This window comes from Brevibacterium sp. 2SA (assembly GCF_005502845.1).
Lineage (GTDB): Bacteria > Actinomycetota > Actinomycetes > Actinomycetales > Brevibacteriaceae > Brevibacterium.
Genome location: NZ_SCMW01000058.1, coordinates 1 through 20,486 on the forward strand (window position 1 = coordinate 1; position 20,486 = coordinate 20,486).

Here is a 20,486-nt window from a genome sequence, read left to right on the forward strand (position 1 = left end):
CAACTGGACCGCGTCGGCTTTGAACTCCGGCGTGAACGTCCTGCGATTCGTAGACATGATTCCCTGTCGTGCCTTCCTGGTAACGACTGTCTACGAGAAGTGTCACACCCCAGGGATTGCGCCGGGTCGACGCGGGGGTGCTGCACAGCCTCTTCGCGGGGGCGAAGCGACCAGACCTTCGTAAGCTACCAACGTTCTCGAGCGCCCGCCTCACACAAAAGTATGAAATCGGCCCGGTTTCGCGTCACATTCCTCGCCGAGGCGGCCGGCCATATGAGGGTTCCGGCCGGTTCTCTGCGGGACCGGTCCGGTACGCAGAAATGCGCTGCGACATCCGTCGATGTCGCAGCGCATTTCGTCAGCGGAAGCGGTGGGATTCGAACCCACGGTACGGGGTTGCCGCACAACGGTTTTCAAGACCGTCTCCTTCGGCCGCTCGGACACGCTTCCAGTGGTTAACCCGGCCTGCTCAGCGCGGAGCTGAGCCAGAACAGTTTCTCACAGTCGCGCGAACAACTGCCAATCGCGTTGGCTCGCCGACGATCGGCGCCCTACAGCGATCGGTCGAGTGCGGCGAGCAGCGGCGTTCAGTGCTTGTTCTTGCCGTTCTTCGGCTTCTTCTCGCCAGGCACCTCGCGTGCCGGTCCGGCATCGTGCTTGTGCCGTTCGGTCGGGGCGCGGCCGGTGGAGTCCGCATCCGCCGAGGTGGCACCGCGGGCAGCGAACGTCGCCGGAACCCGGGAGACGACGAACTCGGACTCCTCCTCGTCGTCGAACTCGTCCTCGTCGGTGGTCACACCGCCCGGCGCGGGACGGCCGGGGCGCTGAGCAGGTCGAACCGGCGCTTCGGCGACACCGGAGTCCTCCTTCGCGGCATCCGCGTCAGCGGAGTCGGTGACCTCGTCAGCAGTGTCGGTGTCACGGGCCGGAGCCGGAACACTGTCGGCCCTATCCACGTTGCCGTCGCCGTCGATACGGTCGGCAGAGTCTGCGCTGTCGGCGACCGGCTCGTCGGCGGCGGAGACCGCTGACGCCGTCTCCTCCTCTTCGGCCACGCGCGGGGCGTCGGGCAGCATGTCCGGAGCGTACTCCGGCGGTTCGGGCGGCAGCGGCGGTGCGTCGGGCATCGGCGCAGTCCGCTCGACCGGCGGCTCTTCGGCCAGCGGCGGGGCATCGGCGGCGGCGCTCGATTCGGACTCGGCGTCAGTCCGCGATTCGAACTCGGTGTCGGTCGACGTTTCGGACTCAGCGACTGGCCGCGTTTCGGCCGAGGCTGCCGACTGGTCGAGCGCTTCGACGTCGGCCTCGACGAGGCCATCCGAGTCCCCGGATGCCAGTTCGCTGACGATGGGATCGACCTCGGGCACGCGTTCGTCGACCGGTTCGACCGCCTCGGTGGTCACCCCGTCGACGTACGAGCCCTCGGTGGTGAGGTCCGGACCGGCGGGTCCGCCCTTGGTCGACTCGTGCTGGATGAAGAGCGTCCGCGTCACCGTGGTTCCACGCACCGAGGTGGTCACCGCGTCATCTGCAGACGCGTCGTCCGCTGTCACCGCGGGGTACGGGTCGGAGGTGCGCCCGCCGGAGCGCTCGGAGCCGGCCTGGGCGTCGGTGGGTGCCTCGACACTCGGCTCGGTGAAGCCGCCGCCGTCGGCGACCATATCGGCGATCGATTCGTCAGTGGTCGACACTGCTTCCGCCGACACGGCGTCGACCGGGGTGTCATGAAGACCGACATCGCGCGGGGTGGTGGCCGCAGATTCGGAGCTCGCCGAGGCGGTCACAGCCTCATTCGTGTCCGAGCCATCGGCACCGGCGGCGCCGTCCTCGACGCCCGCGTCAGGCGCAGCGTCGACGTCGCTCGCAGAGCCGGTCTGTCCCGCAGAGCTGGAATCGTCCGCAGAGTCGGAGTCGTCGGCAGAGTTTGTGGCGCGCGATTTCGTGCGCCCGGTGTCAGGCCCGTCAGCATCGGACCCGTCTGCGTCGGAGCGTTCAGCATCGGAATCCTCTGAGGAGGCTGCCGCTGCGCCGGCGACTCCGGCCGCTCCGACGACTCCGGCCGCTCCGACGACTCCGGCAGCACCGGCGACGAAGGCCGCACCGGAACTCGAGAGTCGATCATCATCGCGGGCTGCATCATCGCGCACTTCAGCGCCGTCGCTCTCCGCGCCATGGGTCGTCTCAGGTTGAGCCGCATCCGATCCGGGCGAGGCCGGTCGTTCATCGGCGTCGGACGGGTCCGCACCCGCAGCTGCATCACCGGTCACACGGTCAGCCGAGGCGCCGTCAGCGTCCTTCGTCGAGTCACCAGACCCCGTGGCGGTCGCCTCGGCGTCGGTAGCGGTCTCACCGACTGCGTCAGCAACATCAGGTGAGCCAGCAGGCGTCGCATCGCTGGCGCCAACAGCGCCTGCACCGCCATCGCCGCTCTCGCCCGCAGCATCACCCGCACCGACAGAACCGGCGCCAGCGCCGCTTGCGGGCACACTGAGCTCCGCCTCGGTGGGGTCGCCGGCGCCGCGGGCGGGCTTGCCCTTGAGGATGAGCGTGAGGGTCGCCAACGGCACCGACAGCCAGTTCGGGCGGTTGCGCAGTTCGGTGACGGTCTCGACGAGGAGCCTGTCGATGAGGGACGCGCGCAGCACCGGATCGCTGAGGCCGATGCTCTCACCGCGCGCCCGGGAGTACCCGCTGAGCAGCGAGTTCTGCACCTGCGAGGCCCACAGGTACTCCGGCGAATCGTAGATCGCCCGCAGCGCTGAGGGCTTGTCGCCGAAGCCGTTGACGACGAGGCTGCCGTCCTCAGCGTTCAGCGCGTCTGTGCGCTGGAGCCGCGCGAACCCGGCGGCGTAGTCGACGCTGCGGAGCAGGGCGACGAGGTCGAGGGCGACCGGCCTGGGCTCCGAGTTCGACGCATCACTGAACTTGACGACCGCGTAGCCGTCGCTCGGGGAGCTGACGACATGGTCGAGCGTAAGCTCACCGTGGATCTTCTGCAGCTGCCCGATCGTGTCGAGCGAACGCAGCTTGGCCTTGTGCTGCTTGAGCTCGGGCACGAGCGCATCGAGCGCCAACGGTGCTCGGCCGAGTGCCCAGTCGATGCGCTCGACCCACTTGTCGACGAACTCCTTCGTCGGCGCACCCCGGCCCTCGACGATGCCGAACTCGGCTGCCATGTCGGCATGGAGTTCGCCGATCCGCCGGCCCATCTCCGCCGCCTGCGCGTTGTATCCGCCGATCGATCCCGAATCGACGGCGCACACGATGTCCACGGCTTCGCGCCACGCGGGTTCGGCCTCGACGTCGGCGCGGGAGAGCAGCGCCATCGGCGCCTCCATCTCCGTGACCTCGAACATGTCGTACCAGCGCCCCGAACTCCAGCCGATGACCTCGGGCACGCTGCGCGATCCCGCTTCCGTCAGCAGCACGGGGATCGTCAGCGATGACGGCATCCCGTTCTCGAGCACGCGGAAGAAGCTCAGCTCGATCGGCTCGTAGGCGTCGTGGATGACGACGGTCGACTTGTTCGCCCCCGAATCGGCGACCTCGATCGGGCGGATCTCGACGTCGATCTCGTCCTTGACCTCGGTGGCCGGGGGTGCCGTCGCCGGCTTCGGGGGGACCGCCTCGGCGCCGGAGTCCTCAGTCGATGCCCCTGCACTCGCCGAGGTGGCCGACCCCGACGTCGACCCTGACCGTCCCGCGGTCGGCAGGCTCCCCCGGTCGCGGCTGTGACGGAGGGATTCGGTGCTCAGCTGCCCGCCGTCGAAGACCTTGCGCTTGGTGATCGCGTCGGCGAGGAGGTTGACGAACACGGGGTCGGCGGCGCCGTCGTAGACGAAGACGCGACCGAGGGCGAGGTCGTCGACGGTGCCGATGAGGGCGTGGCGGAGGTGGATGTCCTCGGCCCCGCGCAGGGAGAGGGGGATGTTGAGGCGGCGCAGGGTGGGGCCGTCGCCGACGGAGATCACGGTGACGAGGCCGGAGAACCCGCCGAGCTCCTCGGCGGTGAAGGTGAAGGCGCGAGCGACCGACATCGGCGTGATGTCGGGGTCGGTGCCGAAGTCAGCGGCGAGCTTCGGGAACCACGACTGCCGGGGAATCCAGCTGGCTAACAGTTGTTCCAGCTCACTGCTGATGGCCATGTCGCCTCCTTGAAGGGATTACGGGCATCTACCATCCAACCACGATATCGGCCTCCCGCGACCGAGGGCGCACCCGAAAACCCTGAAGTCAGCGGGGTCGCAGGGCCGCGACGAGTGGTGCGACAGGCGGACAGCGCGTTTGCGATGCGGGACGGTTTGCCAGATGGCAAGACACAGGGCGCACAATGGAGGAGTGTTGAAACAAGACGAATCACCCCAGAAGCAATCACTCGCGCACGAGGTCGATGCGGCCGCTGCGCGAATTGCCGACTCCGTGATCACGTCTCCGCTCCAGATTTCGGAGCGGCTGTCCGCCGCGACCGGTGCCACCATCTACCTCAAGCGCGAGGACCTCCAGCCGGTGCGCTCGTACAAGATCCGCGGTGCCTTCAACTTCATGCTCCAGCTCGATGACGATGAGCGCGCCCGCGGCGTCGTCTGCGCCTCGGCGGGCAATCACGCGCAGGGCTTCGCACTCGCATGCCGGCAGCTGGGCATCCAGGGCACGATCTTCGTCCCGAAGACGACGCCGCGGCAGAAGATCGACCGCATCCGCCATTTCGGCGGCGACCGGGTGACGATCGAGATCTCCGGGTCGACGTACGACGACGCCTCGGCGCTCGCGCACCGCTTCGCCGACCGGAACGCAGCCCTCCTCGTCTCCGCCTTCGACGACCCGCGCACGATCGCCGGTCAGGGCACCGTCGCCGTCGAGATCGCCGAGCAGCTCAAGCCGCACCCCGATTACATCATCGTGCCCGTCGGCGGCGGCGGGGTCATCGCCGGCATCGCCGCCTACGCTGCCGAGCACATGCCCAACACCACGGTCATCGGCGCCGAACCTGCGGGCGCCGCCTCGATGATCGCCGCGCTCAAGGCCGGCCACCCGGTGACCCTGGAGAACATCGACCGCTTCGCCGACGGCACCGCGGTCAAGCGCGCCGGCACCATCACCTACGAGATCATCTCCGACCTCGGCGTCGACGTCCGCCCCGTCCACGAAGGGGCGGTGGCCACGGAGATGCTCGCGATGTACCAGGTCGACGGCATCATCGCCGAGCCCTCCGGGGCGCTGGCCTCCGCGGCAATCGGGGCGGCCGGCAGCGGCAAACCCGTCATCGTCGAACCCGGGTCGAGCGTCGTCTGCCTCGTCTCCGGCGGCAACAACGACATCTCCCGCTACCCGGAGATCCTCGAGCGCTCCCTCGTCCACGAGGGCCTCAAGCACTACTTCATCGTCGACTTCCCACAGGAGCCCGGTGCCCTGCGCCGCTTCCTCAACGAGATCCTCGGCCCCGACGACGACATCGCGATGTTCGAGTACGTCAAGCGCTCCGACCGCGAGACCGGGCCGGCGTTCGTCGGCATCCAGCTCGGCGCCGCGGAGGACCTGCCCAACCTCCTCGAGCGCATGGAGTCCTCCCACATCGAGATCGAACGCGTGCACCAGAACTCCCCGATGTTCCGGCTCTTCGCATAGGTCATCGGTCAGCGTCGAGCACCGCGGTGAGACCCGCCCGCAGGTCGTCGACGAAGTGCTCGGGCATCTCGAGGGACGGGAAGTGCCCTCCGCGCACGGGTTCGCGCCAGCGCACGATCCGCCGGTACCGCTGCTCGGCCCACGGTCGGGGACACTTCGACGAGACGTCGACCGGGTACATCGTGATCGCCGCCGGCACGTCGATCCGCAGAGCCGGATCGAGGGAGTTGTGGCTCTCGGCGTAGATGCGGGCCGCTGAAGCACCGGTGCCCGTCAGCCAGTAGAGGGTGATGTTGTCGAGCACACGGGTCCGCGACATCGTCTCGAACGGACCGTTGTCGGTATCCGACCATTCGGCGAACTTGTCGAGGATCCACGCCATCTGGCCGACCGGGGAGTCGACGAGGGCGTACCCGACCGTCTGCGGACCCCATGCCTGCGCTTTCGCATACCCGGCGCGGTTCTGCCAGAAGTCGCGATGGTCATCGACCCATGCCCGCTCGGCGGCGGTGAGGGTGTCCGGATCCAACCCGGGAGGCGCCTCGGCGAACGTCGAATGGATGCCGAGGACATGGTCCGGGAACCGGCCGCCGAGGATCGTCGTGATCACACCGCCCCAATCGCCGCCGTGGGCGAGGAAGCGGTCGTAGCCGAGCCGGGCCATGAGCTCGACCCACGCCGCCGCAGTCCTCTCCGTACCCCAGCCCGTCTCCGCCGGCCGGTCGCTGAAGCCGAAGCCGGGCAGGGAGGGGATGACGACGTGGAAGGCGAGAGCCTCGGGATCCGGCGGGTCGGCGATCTCATCGACGACGTCGATGAACTCGGCGATGCTGCCGGGCCACCCGTGGGTCATGATGAGCGGCACGGCATCCGGCCGGGAGGACCGGCGGTGGAGGAAGTGGATGCCGAGGCCGTCGATTCTCGTGCGGAACTGCCCGATCTCGTCCAGGCGGGTCTCGAACGCCCGCCAGTCGTAGTCGACGGCCCAGACCTCGGCGAGAGCGACGAGGTTGGCGAGCGGAACGCCCTGCCGCCAGCGATCGGCTCCGACCGCGGTCGGAGCCAGCGGCTCGGGTTCGGGCCACCGGGTCGCGGCCAGCCGGGCGCTCAAGTCACGCAGCTCCGCCTCCGGCACGGTGTAGCTAAACGGGTGGATGGCGCTGTCGTGCAGTGGCATGGGTCCTCCTCGACCGAATGCTCGCCTCGTGCTCCGAGACGGCGAATTCTCTGTCACCGGACGTCGACCGCGCCGTCACGGACCGATGGCGAGAGTTGATGAACCAGCTATGACGGTTCTATCATCGGACACCGGCCCCGCACAAGGGTCCAGCACACGGACCGAACACGGGTCCACGGCGTTTAAGGTGAGTCCATGGGTGATGCATTTCCGGAGTTCCGGTTCGGCACGGTGCTCGCGACGAGCTTCACGGGAACGCTCACCGAACGGCAGGGCGAACGCCGCGAGCGGATTCCCACTCCGGCACGACTCCTCGATTGGCTGGCGGTCGTCGGCCTCGACGTCGCCGGGTGCACGGAGGAAGAACTCGCCCTCGCCCAGCAGCTGCGCGAGGCCATCCACCACGCGGCCACCGCAGCAGCCCTCGGTGAGCCGCTGCCCGCCTCGGCGCTCGATGTCGTCAACGACGCCAGCCGACAGGGGTGGGCGGCACCCGTGCTCACCGGTGACGGGAAGCGCCGGTGGCAGCTGAGCAGTGCCGCCGCTGTCGCCGATGCGCTCAGCGTCATCGCCGCCGACGCGATCGACATCATCGCCGGCACCCGCGACGGTCGCCTGGCCCTGTGCGCCTCACCGACGTGCCGCGCGGCGTTCTTCGACACCAGCCGCAGCCGCTCGAGGCGCTGGTGCGATATGAACACGTGCGGCAACCGGGAGAAGAAGGCCCGGTTCAATGCGAAGCATCGGTCGTGACCACTCACCGGTTTCGGATCGGATTCACCGCCGGGCACCCCTGCCGGCCGCACCCCCACGGTCTACAGTGGTCACATGCGCGCTATCACGATTCCCACCCCCGGAGATCCCGAGGCACTGCAGCTCACCGACGTTCCCAACCCTGAGATCGGACCGGACGAGGTCCTCGTCAGAGTCCACGCCGCCGGAGTGAATCGCGCCGACCTCCTGCAGCGACAGGGCTTCTACAACCCGCCCCCGGGTGCGACGGAGATCCCCGGCCTCGAGGTCTCGGGCACGATCGTCAAGCTCGGCGCCGACGTGAAGAACTGGAGCGTCGGCGATCGCGTGGCCGCTCTGCTCTCAGGCGGCGGCTACGCCGAGGAGGTCGCCGTGCCCGCCGGTCAGCTCCTCGCGGTGCCCGACACCTTCGACCTCACCGCCGCGGCCGCCCTGCCCGAGGTGCTCGCGACCGTCTACTCGAACGTCGTCGGCCGCGGTCGCGTCCGCATCGGCGAATGGCTGCTCGTCCACGGCGGCGGATCGGGAATCGGCACCGCCGCGATCCAGGTCGCGAACCTCCTCGGCGTGAAGATCGTCGTCACCGTCGGCTCCGCGGAGAAGGCGAAGTTCTGCCGCGACCTCGGCGCCGACGCCGTCATCAACTACCGCGAAGAGGACTTCGTCGCCCGCGTCCACGAGATCTGCACCCACCCGGATGGGGCGACCGGCGCCGATGTCATCCTCGACATCATCGGAGCCAAATACCTCGAACGCAACATCGCCGCGCTCGCCACCGACGGTCGCCTCGTCGTCATCGGCATGCAGGGCGGCACGACCGCCGAACTCGACCTCAGCACGCTCATGCAGGGACGCAAGACGATCACCGCGACGACCCTGCGCGCTCGACCGCAGTCGCAGAAGGCGGAGATCATCTCCGACGTCGGCGAACAGCTGTGGCCGGCCGTGATCTCCGGGGACATCCGCCCGATCATCGACACGACGGTGCCGCTCGCGGACGCCGCGAAGGCCCACCGCCTCCTCGAGGACGGAAAGACCATCGGCAAGGTGCTCCTCCGCGTCGACGGCGATGACTCTGCACAGGACGACTCAGCACGGGACGACTCAGCACACGACGAAGGAGCGCGCTCATGACCGCAGACGCCACGCCCACCGCGCCCGGTGCCGCTGATCCGCAGGGCGCCCAGGACGGCCTGCAGGCTGCCCAGTCCGATCAGCAGAGCGCACAGGCCCAGCATGGAACCCTGCAGAGCGCACAGGCCCAGCATGGAGCCCCGCAGGACACCGGCACCGAGTCGACCGGCAGTCCCGCAGACCGCGCCGAGGTGCCGGTGACGGCCGGCTCCGAACCGGACCAGGCCGGTCTCGCCCGCGGCGAGACCCTCACGGATGCCGCCGCGCATCCGGACGCCGCAACCGCGGCGGGCACCGGCGATCCGCGCACGGCCGCCGCGGCCAGCGCGGCACCTGCGTCCGCGTCCGGACCTGAGTCCGACTCCGACTCCGAGGCCAGCTCCGAGGCCGACTCGGAGGCCGCCGAGGAAGGCGACATCGCCTCACCGGGCAAGGTGATGCGCATCGGCACGATGGTCAAACAGCTGCTCGAGGAGGTCCGCAGCGCCGACCTCGACGAGAAGGGCCGGCAGCGGCTCGCGGAGATCCATCGCCGGGCCATCGCCGAGCTCGAGGACGGCCTCTCCGCCGAACTCGTCGCCGAACTCGGCCGCCTCGACCTCCCGTTCGACACCGCCGACGAACCCCCGTCGACCTCCGAGCTGCGCATCGCCCAATCGCAGCTCGTCGGCTGGCTCGAAGGCCTCTTCCACGGCATCCAGACGGCGATCATGGCCCAGCAGGCGATGGCGAAGCAGGAGACTCCCCCACCCGGCGGGCTCGTTCCCCAGGGTGGACCGGCGGCCGAGGGCGCCGATGACAAGCGCAGGACCGGCAACTATCTGTGAAGAAGCTCTTCTCGTTCCGCAGACGGCGCGCTGACGGTCCCGACGAACAGTTCGGCACGGGCCTGTGGCGCCACAACCACGACCGGTTCCTCCGCGCCGTCGATCGCTACTACACGACCGCGCTCGCGATCCACACCGCTGCCCCGACCGACGCGGCAGGTGAGGGCTCGACCCCTACCACCGCCGCCGAACGCTCCACCCACGACCCCGGCACCACCGCGCCCGAGCCGGCAGCCGCCTCGGCGCGGGATGCGATCATGGCCGGCACCCACCGTCTCAACGACCTGGCGACGGAGATCGATGAGATCACCGCGTGGCTGCACACGCACTGCCCCGTCGACGGCCAGGTCGTCCCCGGCCCCGCCCGCCGGGTCGTCGGGGACACCCCCGAACTGCTCACACGGGCATCGTCGAAGGTCGCCGAGGCGGTCCTCGCTGCCTCGATGGCGCGCGCGGGGACCGCGACACTGACCTCGACGGCCACCGCCACGGACCGCTACATCACCGACGCCGCCGAGCTGCTCGCCCAGGTCAGGCGCACCCTCGCCGAGGCGGACGCCCGATGAGCGCGCTCACCTCACCGCCGCCGGACTTCGAGCTCGGACTCGTCGCCAGCGACATCGACGGCACCCTGCTCACCGACTGGCAGCCGATCTCGCAGGTGACGATCGATGCGATCCACCGCTGCCAGCGGATGGGGATCCCGTTCGTCCTCGTCACCGGCCGCCCGATCCGGTGGCTGGCCCCGATCGCCGAGCAGATCCCCGACCTCGGTCGTGTCGTCTGCCTCAACGGCGCCGTCGTCTACGACATCGCCACGGACACCGTCGTCGATGCGCACCCGCTCGAGCAGGCCGGGGTCGAGGAGATCGTCGCGGCCATCGGCGCCGCCCACCCTGAGGCGCGCTTCGCGTTCGAAACCCTCACCGGGCTCTTCGTCCAGGACGGTTTCGTCTCACGCTCCCCGCACGAGGCCACGGTCATCGGCGACCTCGGAGAGCTCGCCGAGACCGACGTCGTCAAGATCCTCGTCAGCCTCGGCACGACCGACTCGGAGGCGCTCCACGACCTGCTCGGACCGATCGTCACCCGCTCCTGCCACGCCTCGTTCTCCGACCCGGACAACGGCCTCGTCGAACTCGCCCCCGCCGGGATCACGAAGGCGAAGACGCTCGAATCGGTGTGCGACCACCTCGGCGTCGGTCGGGACCGGGTGATGGCGTTCGGTGACATGCCCAACGATCTCGAGATGCTCACGTGGGCGGGCCTGGGGGTCGCGATGGGCAATGCGCTCGATGTCGTCAAGGACACCGCCGACGCCGTCACGGACCCGGTCGATGACGACGGGGTGGCGCACTTCCTCAATGCAGCCCTCGACGCCGTCCCCTCCCGCTGAGGGCGATCACCCTCGGACCCACCTGCTGTGATCGTCCCAGCGACGCGAAGGGGGCTGAGTGCAGAGCGCTACGGACCGGTCGGCCGGGAGCCCTCGACGTCGAGCACTGCGGGGTCGAGGCCGAAATGGTCGACGAGCGCGACGGCGAGCCCGTCGTCCTCGACCGGATCGGTGACGACGCTGCCGAGGACCTTGAGCTCGTCCTTCGCCTGGCCCATGACGATCGAGTGGTCGGCCCATTCGATCATCTCGAGGTCGTTGAGGCCGTCACCAGCGGCGACGGTCCGCTCGTGGTCGATCCCGAGCTCCGACTCGACGAGCGCGAGCCCACTGGCCTTCGACACCCCGTCGGGGGCGATGTCGAGCCAGTTGCTCCACCCCACGGAGTAGCTGACTTCGTGGAGCCCGAGCCGGTCGACCGCCTCGGCGAACTCCTCCGCCGTGCCGTTGACGTCGCGCATGACGATGCGGGTGGCCTGCTTCGTCAGCAGTTCGTCGAAGCCGACGATGTCGAGGGTGTCGGATTCGGAGAGCTCCCCGGGCGGGAACGCCCCTGACGCCCACCGGTGCAGGTCCGGGCCCTCGACGAGGAAGAGGGCCGTCGGCAGCACATCGCGCATGCGCTCGAGCGCGGGCCGCGGGTCGAAGGAGACGACATGGTGCATCTCCCAGCCCAGCGGCGACTCCGGATCGAGCTTGACGACGACCGAGCCGTTCGAGCACACGACGAATCCCTCGGTGAGTCCGAGCGCCCGGACGATCTCGAGGGCTCCCGGCAGGGCCCGGCCCGTCGAGATGACGATGTGGTGGCCCGCCTCGGCGAGGTCGATGAGCACCTGCCGCACCGCCTCCGACAGCATCCCGTCATAGCCGATGATCGTGCCGTCGATGTCGAGGGCGATGAGGTGTGCGGGCACTGCTTCTCCTTGGCCGGCGGTGGGGCTGCTCAGAATCGCGGACCCTCCGGTCCCTGGGCCACCATGCCGCCGAGGTAGGGGCGCAGGGCGACGGGCACCGTGACGGAGCCGTCGGCCTGCTGATGGTTCTCGAGGATGGCGACGAGCCAGCGCGTGTTCGCCATCGTGCCGTTGAGCGTCGCCACCGGACGGGTCGCACCGTCATGGCGTTCGCGGATCTGCAGGCGCCTGGCCTGGAACGTCGTGCAGTTCGAGGTCGAGGTCAGCTCGCGGTAGGTCTCCTGCGTGGGGACCCAGGCCTCGTTGTCGAACTTCCGCGCCGCGGAGTCGCCGAGGTCGCCGGCGGCGACGTCGATGACCCGGTAGGGCAGTTCGCACAGCTGGAGCATCTTCTCCTGGAGTTCGAGCATGCGGGCGTGTTCGGCCTCGGCGTCTTCGATCGCGACGTAGGAGAACATCTCGACCTTCTGGAACTGGTGGACGCGGATGATGCCGCGGGTGTCCTTGCCGTACGACCCGGCCTCACGGCGGTAGCACGAGGAGATGCCCGCGTACCGCAGCGGTCCGTCGCTGAGGTCGATGATCTCGTCCATGTGGTAGCCGGCCAGCGGCACCTCGGAGGTGCCGACGAGGAAGAGGTCGTCGGCTTCGAGGCGATAGACCTCGTCGGCGTGCTCGCCGAGGAAGCCGGTGCCCCGCATCACCTCGGGCTTGACGAGGGTCGGGGTGATCGTCGGACTGAACCCGGCCTCCTCGGCGACGTCGCGGGCGAGGTTGAGCAGCGCCATCTCGAGCTTCGCGCCGAACCCGGTGAGGTAGTGGAAGCGCGCTCCCGAGACCTTCGTGCCGCGCGTCGTGTCGATGGCCCCGAGCGTCTCACCGATCTCGAGGTGGTCGCGCGGGGTGAAGCCCTCGGCGGCGAAGTCACGGGGCTGACCGACGGTCTTGAGGGTCACGAAGTTCTCCTCGCCACCGGCGGGGATGCCTTCGATGATGAGGTTGGGCAGCTTCGAGGCGAGGCTGTCGAAGGCGAACGCGGCCTCGTCGGACTCCGCCTGCAGGGCCTTGACCTTGGCGGACTTCTCCTTGCCCTCGGCGATGAGGGCGGGCTTCTCGTCCTTGGGAGCTTTGGCGATCTGGGAGGAGAAGGACTTCTGGTCGGCGCGGGCGTCTTCGAACGCCGTGATGGCCGCACGCCTCGCGGTGTCGGCCGCGAGCACCTCGTCGACGAGTTCGACGGAGGCCCCGCGAGCCCGCTGCGATGCTCTGAACAGGTCCGGGTTGTCTCTCAACTGCGCTAGATCGATCACCTCCTCAGCTTAACGGGGCGACCTGGGTTTGCGATATTCGACCGCTGGGCCCGCGCTCAGGTGCGTCAGAGTAGATTTGTGCCATGACCCTCGACCTCGATCCCGCCATGATGTGGCTTGTCATCGTCGGTCTCGTCGTCATCGTCGGCACTGCGTTCCTCCTCGGCAATCGCATCGGCTCGCGGCGCATCCTCAAACGGCTGCGCCGGTACTCCCGTCGTCCCGAACTCGACGACGACGGAGTCGAGGAGTACGCCCCCAACCGCTACCGCGCCGCCCTCATCGTCAATCCGACGAAGGCGGGCGCCGGGCGGCTCGCGTCGACCGCCGAGGCGATCTGCCGTTTCGAGGGCTGGAGCCCTCCGCTCATCCTCGAGACCACCCCCGAGGACGCCGGTGAGGGACTGGCGCGGGTCGCCCTCGAGGAAGGGGTCGACGTCGTCATCGCCGCCGGTGGGGACGGCACCATCCGCGCGGTCGCCTCGGCGCTGGCCGGCACGTCGACGCCGATGGGGATCGTCCCGCTGGGCACGGGCAACCTGCTCGCCCGCAACCTCGACCTCGTCCTCGACAAGCCCGAATGGGCGCTGCGGATCGCCCTGTGGGGGCGCAATCGCGCCGTCGACGTCGGCACGGCGCAGATCAGCCGGGGCGGACCGACGCTCGTCTTCATGGTGATGACGGGGCTCGGCTTCGACGCCGAGGTGATGGCGAAGACGACGGCGAACGCGAAGAGCCGACTCGGCTGGCTGGCGTATCTCGAGGCCGGGTCCCGCACGCTCGTCGGCCGTCCCAGCCACGTGAAGATCACGTACGACGACGACTACCGGGTGACCGCGCGCGTGCGCTCGGTCATCGGCGGCAACTGCGGCAAACTCCAGGGCGGGATCCAGCTGCTGCCCGAGGCGATCATCGACGACGGACTCCTCGACGTCCTCGTCGTCAGCCCGAAGAACCTCGGCCAGTGGGTCGGAGTCGTCGCCTCGATCATCGGGCGCCGGACGACGAAGGGTCTGCACACCGACATCCGCAAGTGCCACAACGTCGTCATCGAGTCCAAGGATCCGCTCGAGGTCCAGCTCGACGGCGATCCCCTCGGCACGACCGGGTATCTCGCGATGGCGGTGGATCCCGGTGCGATCATCGTGCGCGTGCCGACGACCGAGCAGCGTCGGGAGATCCGCGCCGAGGCGTGGCCCGTGTGAGCATCGGCGCGGCCTACTCAGAGGTAGGTCACGAACAGGTCGCGACAGCACCCTTGTGTTCACCAAAGCGTTACCGTAATTCCGCTCGACCAAAACGTACAAAAATAGTTCTGAGAATTGCCTGTATCTAGGATGACTTCCAGATGTGCACCCCCTCACACAGATAGAAGGCACTCCAATGAAGAAGCTCATCCTCGCGCCGCCTGTGGCCCTCGCGTTCTCCGGACTCGTCGCCGCCCCTGTCGCCGCGGCCGAAACCCCCTCCACCCAGTCGGCACCGACGAAGGCCGAGAAGGAGCAGGCGGAGAAGGAGAAAGCCGAAAAGGAAGCGGCGGAGAAGAAGGCCGCCGAGAAGAAAGCCGCAGAGAAGAAAGCTGCGGAAAAGAAGGCCGCTGACAAGAAGGCGGCTGAGAAGGAAGAGGCCGAGAAGAAAGCTGCTGACAAGAAAGCTGCGGAGAAGAAAGCAGCTGACAAGAAGGCGGCCGAAGACAAGGCCGCGAAGGACAAAGCGGCCAAGGACGCGAAGTCGACACCCAGCCCCTCCCCCAGCGACAAGGGCGCTGAGCAGCCGAAGGATGAGGAGAAGCCCGAGGAGATCAACGCCGATCTCAGCGTCTCCGCCGGCGAGGTGTCGGCCGAGGACCTCGCGAATCCCTCGAAGGGCGTGACGGTCACCGTCACCGGCCTGGAGAAGGGCGACAAGCTCAGCGTCTCCGGCCTCACGGCTCAGGCGGCGACCGCAACCGGCAGCTCGAAGTCGCTGCGCGTCTACTACGCCGGCGATGCCGAGGACCTCAAGTCCGGAACGAAGTCGTTCTCCGTCAAGGTGCAGCGCGCCGGCGTCTCGAGCGCCACGCTCGAGGAGTCGGTCGAGGTGCAGGCGGCGCCGAAGCCGGAATCCGCCTCGCTCGTGGTTCCCTCGGGCGACATTCCCGCCGAGGACCTCGCGGACAAGTCCAAGGGCGTGACGGTCACGGTCAACGGCCTCGAGGAAGGCGATCTGCTCACTCCGCTGACCGGTCTCACGGGCGAGCCCGTCACCGCGACCGGCTCCTCGGCGACGATGAAGCTCTACTACGACGGAGACCCCGCAGAACTCCAGGACGGCCCGCTTCCGTTCTCGATCGATCTTCAAGGGGCGAACGGGTTCGACACGCTCGAAGGCACGGTCAACGTGGCCGCAGCCGACGACGGCGAGGTCGACCCGATCGAGGCCACGCTCAAGGTCGATCCGACGGAGATCACCGCTGAGGATCTTGTGGACAACACCAAGGGCATCGAAGTGACGGTCTCCGGCGTCCAGGCCGGCGACATTGTGACCGACTCCCTCACGGGCGAGAAGAGGGAGGTCAGCGCGGACGGCGACTTCTCGTTCAGGGTGTATCGGGAAGGCAACGCGGACGACGTCGAACCCGGCAAGGTTCGCTTCACAGTGACCATTGAACGCGAGGGCACCGAATCGGTCACGCTCAAGGGCGAATTCACCGTCGTCGATGATGACGCCGTCGATCCGATCGAGGCCTCGCTCAAGGTCGACCCCAAAGAGATCACCGCGAAGGACCTCGCGACCAAGGAGAAGGGCGTCACCGTCACGGTCTCCGGGGTCAAGGCCGGCGACAAGATCACCGACTCCCTCACCGGTGAGACCGAGACCGCGGAGAAGGACGGCGACTACGTCCTCCACCTCTGGTACAAGGGCAACCCGGACAACCTCGAGCCCGGCAAGGTTCCGTTCACGGTGACCATCGACCGCGAAGGCACCGAGTCGGTCACGCTCAAGGGCGATATCACCGTCATCGACGAGAAGCCCGAGGCACCGGCCGAGGCCTCGCTCACCGTCTCACCGAAGTCGATCGAAGCCGACGACTTCATCAACGAGAAGAAGGGTGTGACGCTCTCCGTCAAGGACTGCAAGCCCGGTTCGGACGTGCGCTTCATGGTCATGGCGGACGGCAACTCGCGCATCACCGCCTACGACCGCACAGTCCAGGCGGACAAGGACGGCAAAGCCTCGGTGAGCGTCTTCGGCACCTCGTCGGACGCCTCGGCGTACGTCGGCGGGTACTCCGTGACTGCGACCTGCGGCGACGACACGATGAAGGACTCCTTCAAGGTGACCGCCGGAGCGAACGCCGGCGGTGGCGGTGACGACGGCAGTGGCGGCGGTGACAACGCCGGCGGCGGCAACGGCAGCGAACTGCCCCGCACCGGTGCCGAACTCGACGGCCTCGCCGCAGGTGCCCTGCTCCTGCTCGTCGGTGGAGCCGCAGTGACGATCACGATGCGCCGCCGGAAGGGCGACTTCTCACCGTCGTACGTGTGACAAGACTGCGCTGAGTCGCGCCGTTCCTCGCCGAGGCGGGACCGGGCAGCCAGCCTGAGCGAAATGGGTCGGGAATCCTCCCGGCCCATTTCGCGTGCCCGGACGACTACGTGTGCGCAGAAACTGTGATCGGGCCGTGATCAAATCGGGGTGTCGGCGACTATATGCTTCTGTAGTTGCCGAATTCCGGCATCCACCCCTCGAGAGGACCTCATAGCCCCATGCCCAAGAAACTTGCGCTCATTCCCGCGCTGGCTCTGGCCATCGCCGGCCTCGGCGCGGCCCCGGCAGTCGCCTCCCCCGCCGACGCCGACACCTCGCTCTCCGCCCCGGTTGCGGCGACGACCCCGGACACCGCCGCCGACGAGACCCCCTCGTCCGACGATGCGGCTCCGGCCGCACCGGCGCCCGAGACCACCGACACGGACGCCGATGACACCCCGGCACCGGAAGCCCCCGAGACCCCGGCTCCGGACGACTCCGCAACCGGATCGGACGAATCTGATGACGAGGTCACCGAGGATCCGGAACCCACTGAAACCGCCTCGGCGCCCATCGCGGCCACGGTCGACGTCGAGCCGGGAACGATGACGGAATCGGAGTTCTACTTCGACGGCGTCATCATCACGGTCTCCGGCCTCGAGCCCGGCGACATCGTGACGAACTCGCTCACCGATGACGTGAAGAAGGCCAAGGGCAGCTCGGTCGAGTTCGAGTACTACGACGAGGAGGGCACGATCGAGGGCCCGCAGACCGTCGATTTCACGGTCACCGTCGAGCGCAAGGATCAGGCGCCCGAAGAGTTCCCGGGGAGCTTCGTGATCACCGAGGATGAGGAGTTCGAGGAAGGCTCCCTCACGCTCGGCACCGATTCGATGAGCGTCTCCGCGTTCATGAAGAAGGGCATCTCCTTCACCGGTGAGGGCTTCGTCCCCGGTGAGCAGGCGATCGCCGTGGCCGCGAAGTTCGAGACTGACGAGATCATCTACCTCGACGAGAATGTCGAGGTCTCTGATGAGGGCGTGGTCTCCGGGGTCATCCGTCCGACGGAGACCGATGAGGTCAAGCCCGGCGACTACATCGTCTACGTCGGCGGGGAGGAGTTCGGGTCCACTGCCGAGTTCACCCTGACTGCTGACGCCGCACAGGACGCCTCGCTGAGCGTCTCCCCGAAGTCGATCGAAGCCGCTGACTTCGTCAAGAAGGACAAGGGTGTGACGCTCTCCGTCAAGGACTGCAAGCCCGGTTCGGATGTGCGCTTTGTCGTCAACCCGAAGGGCAACTCGAACGTCACCGCCTTCGACAGCACGGTGACCGTGGACGAGACCGGCACCGCCTCGGTGAACGTGTACGGCACGTCGGCGAACGCGTCTGCCTACGTCGGTGACTACTCGGTGTCGGCGACCTGCGGCGATGACGTGCTCAAGGGACCGTTTGAGGTCACCTCGGGTGCCGCGGCCGGCGGCTCCGGCGGCAGCGACAGCGGATCCGGCAGCACGGGCGGCCAGCTCCCGCGCACCGGCGCCGAGCTCAGCGCCCTTGCCGGCGGTGCCGCGCTGCTCCTCGTCGGCGGCGCTGTCGTCGCCCTGACGGTGCGTCGCAGGAAGTCAGCCGAATCGCTCTGATCCGACGTTGAACGCGTAAACGCCTGTGGCCCCGACTTCGGTCGGGGCCACAGGCGTTTTTCGGCCATGACCGCCTCGGCGGGATCATCGCCCGGGGAACGACCGCCTCGGCGGGGTCATTGCACGGGAGACGCTGATTCGGCGAGGTCGGCGCACGTGCGCCACCGCCTCGGCGGGGTCACCGCACGCGCAGCGCCGCGGGCTCGATCGTCACGTCGATCTTCTCCGTCTCGCCGACCTCGTCGCCGTCGACCTCGACGACGCGCGGCTGCTCGAGTTCGATCGTCAGCGAGGAGACCCGCTGGTGGATCGCGCTCTCGCTGCTCTGCGCCGAATCATCCTTCGACATCATCCGACGCAGGCCGTTGTCCCAGACCATGTTCTTCATCGTGTCGAGCCACCCGGTGACGCCCTCGGCCTTGAGGATGAGGACGTCGAGCTCGCCGTCGGAGGGATCGGCGTCGGGCAGCAGGGTGATCCCGCCCTGCAGGGTGCCGCAGTTGCCGACGATGAGGGTGTGCGCCGCCTCGTGGCCGATCCGCTCACCCTCGCGCGAGAGGTTGATCTCCATGACATCGCTGGCCGAGACCGCACGACCGAGCGACTCGACGTAGGCCAGCCATCCGGCCTTGTCCTTGAGGTCGTCGTTGGTCTCGGTGATCATGTGAGCGTCGATCCCGAAGCCGGCCATGACGACGAAGGGCTCACGATTCGTGCCGTCGGCAAGGGTGACCTCGACCCAGCCCATGTCGATGTCGCGGGCCGTGCCGTTGAGGGCGCGCTCCATCGCCTCGCCGAGGTTGTTGAGCGGGACGTCGAGATTGCGGGCCAGGAGGTTCCCCGTTCCCAGCGGAACGATGCCGAGCTCGGCGTCGGAACCGGTCTCCGCGAGGTGGCCGGCCACCGCACGGACCGTACCGTCCCCACCTGCGGCGATGACCACCTCGGCGCCGGCATCGAGAGCGGCCTGGGTCGCGGACTTGCCGGGATCGTCCTCCTCGGTCTCGTGCCAGGTGATGGTGAGGTCGGGATTGTCCGGAAGGGCGGCCTCGAGGTCCTCCTTCTCGGTCTTGGACGGATTCCACACGATACCGACGTGATGGGCACTCATTTCAGGTCCTTTCGCAGACGTCCTGCTGGCGGTGCTGCTCGCGGTGCTGTTCGATCATCGGCCGCTGCCTGGCGGCGTCAGATCACAGACTAACGCAGTCTTCTCAATGTGCCGCGGAATCAATCCATCTTGTCGTATCGGGACCGCAGCATGAGGAAGACGCCGTAGAGGACCAGGCCGACGCCGACGCCGAGGAGGAGGTAGGTGCCGAAGGGCTGCTCGCGCATCGCCTTGAGGGCGCCGTCGACACCGGTCGACTTCTCGGGGTCGCCGGTGACGCCGGAGACGATGACGAGGACGCCGACGGCGATGAGCGTGGCGCCCTTGCCGAGGTAGCCGAGCACGCCGGTGATCGTCAGCAGCTTCGCCACGGCGCTCGAGCGCGGAGTGCGCACGTCGTCCTTCCAGTTGCGCCGAATGCCGTTGACGCAGAACACGATGCCGATGATCGTCACGACTGCGCCGATGACGACGAGGAGGAGGATGCCGCCGGGGGCCTGTGCGAGGGTCGACGAGGCCTGCTGGGACGACTGGCCCGAATCGGAGCCCTGGCCGAAGACGAACTTGCCGAAGAGCACGGCCACTGCCGCGTACGTGATGCCCTGCGCGATCGCGAGGATGAAGTCCTTCCAGCGGTCGCGGCCGTGTTCGTCGCGAGGATCGTTCGAGCCGTGACCGCGCAGGGTGGCCGTGCCGAAGAACGCGTTGGCGAGGTTCCACAGGGCGAGCAGGGCGCAGCCGAGCATGCACAGCCACAGCAGCACCATGCCGAAGGGCTGGGAGGCCATCTGCTGCATTGCGCCGGACTGTTCGGCTTCGCCGCTCTTGCCGAGCGCGAGGCCGGCGGCGGTGGCGCCGAGGATGATGTGGACGAGTCCGTTGGCTACGAAGCCGACTCGGGCGACCCGTTCGAACCACTTGCTGTCAGCGGCGTTGACTGCCGCGTCGTCGGCCTTGCTGGCCGCCTTCTTCATCGTTGAGTCTCCAGTCACAGGACATATTCTGACACTGTTTCGCCCAAGTGTCATTGGCCCCAAAGGCACTATTCAGAGCCGGTGTGAGCGGGGGGGGTGGAGTGGCGGG

Annotated in this window: 14 protein-coding genes, 1 tRNA gene and 1 pseudogene; 9 read left to right on the forward strand and 7 right to left on the reverse strand. The window is 68.2% G+C overall.

Annotated features, from left to right (window positions below):
• Positions 1 to 362 precede the first annotated feature (362 nt).
• Together FFS20_RS15405 and FFS20_RS15410 are read right to left on the reverse strand one after the other, a co-directional pair.
• A tRNA-Ser gene (locus tag FFS20_RS15405) sits at positions 363 to 450 on the reverse strand.
• Positions 451 to 587: 137 nt separating this feature from the next.
• The gene (locus FFS20_RS15410) at positions 588 to 4,145 is read right to left on the reverse strand and encodes a hypothetical protein (RefSeq protein WP_137826704.1); all 3,558 of its coding nucleotides are present in this window, start codon (positions 4,143 to 4,145) and stop codon (positions 588 to 590) included.
• 196 nt (positions 4,146 to 4,341) lie between these two features.
• Between FFS20_RS15410 and ilvA the strand changes: the two genes are divergently transcribed.
• Complete coding sequence (gene ilvA / locus FFS20_RS15415) at positions 4,342 to 5,625, forward strand: threonine ammonia-lyase IlvA (RefSeq protein WP_137826716.1); 1,284 nt, start codon at positions 4,342 to 4,344, stop codon at positions 5,623 to 5,625.
• A 1-nt stretch (position 5,626) separates the two neighbouring features.
• On the opposite strand, the gene FFS20_RS15420 is transcribed toward ilvA, so the two are convergent.
• Positions 5,627 to 6,802, reverse strand: a complete 1,176-nt coding sequence (locus tag FFS20_RS15420; RefSeq protein ID WP_137826705.1) for an epoxide hydrolase family protein — start codon at positions 6,800 to 6,802, stop codon at positions 5,627 to 5,629.
• Positions 6,803 to 6,997: 195 nt separating this feature from the next.
• Here FFS20_RS15420 and FFS20_RS15425 point away from each other — a divergent pair, with 195 nt between their 5' ends.
• The 5 genes and pseudogenes from FFS20_RS15425 (at position 6,998) to FFS20_RS15445 (ending at position 10,912) form a co-directional block, all read left to right on the forward strand.
• Positions 6,998 to 7,555, forward strand: a complete 558-nt coding sequence (locus FFS20_RS15425; RefSeq protein ID WP_137826706.1) for a CGNR zinc finger domain-containing protein — start codon at positions 6,998 to 7,000, stop codon at positions 7,553 to 7,555.
• 75 nt (positions 7,556 to 7,630) lie between these two features.
• Positions 7,631 to 8,689 carry an NAD(P)H-quinone oxidoreductase gene (locus tag FFS20_RS15430; protein WP_137826707.1) on the forward strand — a complete coding sequence of 353 codons (1,059 nt, stop codon included), beginning with the start codon at positions 7,631 to 7,633 and terminating at the stop codon, positions 8,687 to 8,689.
• A gap of 389 nt (positions 8,690 to 9,078) precedes the next feature.
• Positions 9,079 to 9,516 (forward strand): annotated as a pseudogene (locus FFS20_RS18375) (proteasome activator); the annotation flags it as partial.
• Positions 9,513 to 10,082, forward strand: coding sequence for a hypothetical protein (locus tag FFS20_RS15440; protein WP_137826709.1), 570 nt, complete (start codon positions 9,513 to 9,515; stop codon positions 10,080 to 10,082). The pseudogene FFS20_RS18375 and the gene FFS20_RS15440, both read left to right, overlap by 4 nt.
• Complete coding sequence (locus FFS20_RS15445; protein ID WP_137826710.1) at positions 10,079 to 10,912, forward strand: Cof-type HAD-IIB family hydrolase; 834 nt, start codon at positions 10,079 to 10,081, stop codon at positions 10,910 to 10,912. The genes FFS20_RS15440 and FFS20_RS15445 overlap by 4 nt, the downstream gene beginning before the upstream one ends.
• Positions 10,913 to 10,980: 68 nt before the next feature.
• Here FFS20_RS15445 and FFS20_RS15450 read toward each other — a convergent pair whose 3' ends face one another.
• On the reverse strand, positions 10,981 to 11,829 hold the full coding sequence (locus tag FFS20_RS15450) for an HAD family hydrolase (RefSeq protein ID WP_137826711.1): 849 nt from the start codon (positions 11,827 to 11,829) through the stop codon (positions 10,981 to 10,983).
• 29 nt (positions 11,830 to 11,858) lie between these two features.
• Positions 11,859 to 13,139: a serine--tRNA ligase gene (serS, locus tag FFS20_RS15455; RefSeq protein WP_137826712.1), complete on the reverse strand. Its 1,281-nt coding sequence runs from the start codon at positions 13,137 to 13,139 to the stop codon at positions 11,859 to 11,861.
• 83 nt (positions 13,140 to 13,222) lie between these two features.
• On the opposite strand from serS, the gene FFS20_RS15460 reads away from it, so the two are divergent.
• From FFS20_RS15460 to FFS20_RS15470, 3 genes are all read left to right on the forward strand, one after another.
• A complete protein-coding gene (locus FFS20_RS15460; protein WP_249356892.1) occupies positions 13,223 to 14,344 on the forward strand; it encodes a diacylglycerol kinase family protein in 1,122 nt (373 codons plus the stop codon).
• Between the two features lie 178 nt (positions 14,345 to 14,522).
• Entirely contained in the window at positions 14,523 to 16,667 is a 2,145-nt protein-coding gene (locus FFS20_RS18135; RefSeq protein WP_212743358.1) for a hypothetical protein, read from the forward strand.
• A 221-nt stretch (positions 16,668 to 16,888) separates the two neighbouring features.
• Positions 16,889 to 18,292, forward strand: a complete 1,404-nt coding sequence (locus FFS20_RS15470) for a hypothetical protein (protein WP_137826713.1) — start codon at positions 16,889 to 16,891, stop codon at positions 18,290 to 18,292.
• 178 nt (positions 18,293 to 18,470) lie between these two features.
• On the opposite strand, the gene FFS20_RS15475 is transcribed toward FFS20_RS15470, so the two are convergent.
• Both FFS20_RS15475 and FFS20_RS15480 read right to left on the reverse strand, forming a co-directional pair.
• Positions 18,471 to 19,403 (reverse strand): diacylglycerol kinase family protein, encoded by a 933-nt coding sequence (locus FFS20_RS15475; RefSeq protein ID WP_137826714.1) that lies wholly within the window; start codon positions 19,401 to 19,403, stop codon positions 18,471 to 18,473.
• Positions 19,404 to 19,522: 119 nt separating this feature from the next.
• Positions 19,523 to 20,395, reverse strand: a complete 873-nt coding sequence (locus tag FFS20_RS15480; protein WP_137826715.1) for a DUF1206 domain-containing protein — start codon at positions 20,393 to 20,395, stop codon at positions 19,523 to 19,525.
• Positions 20,396 to 20,486: the final 91 nt, after the last annotated feature.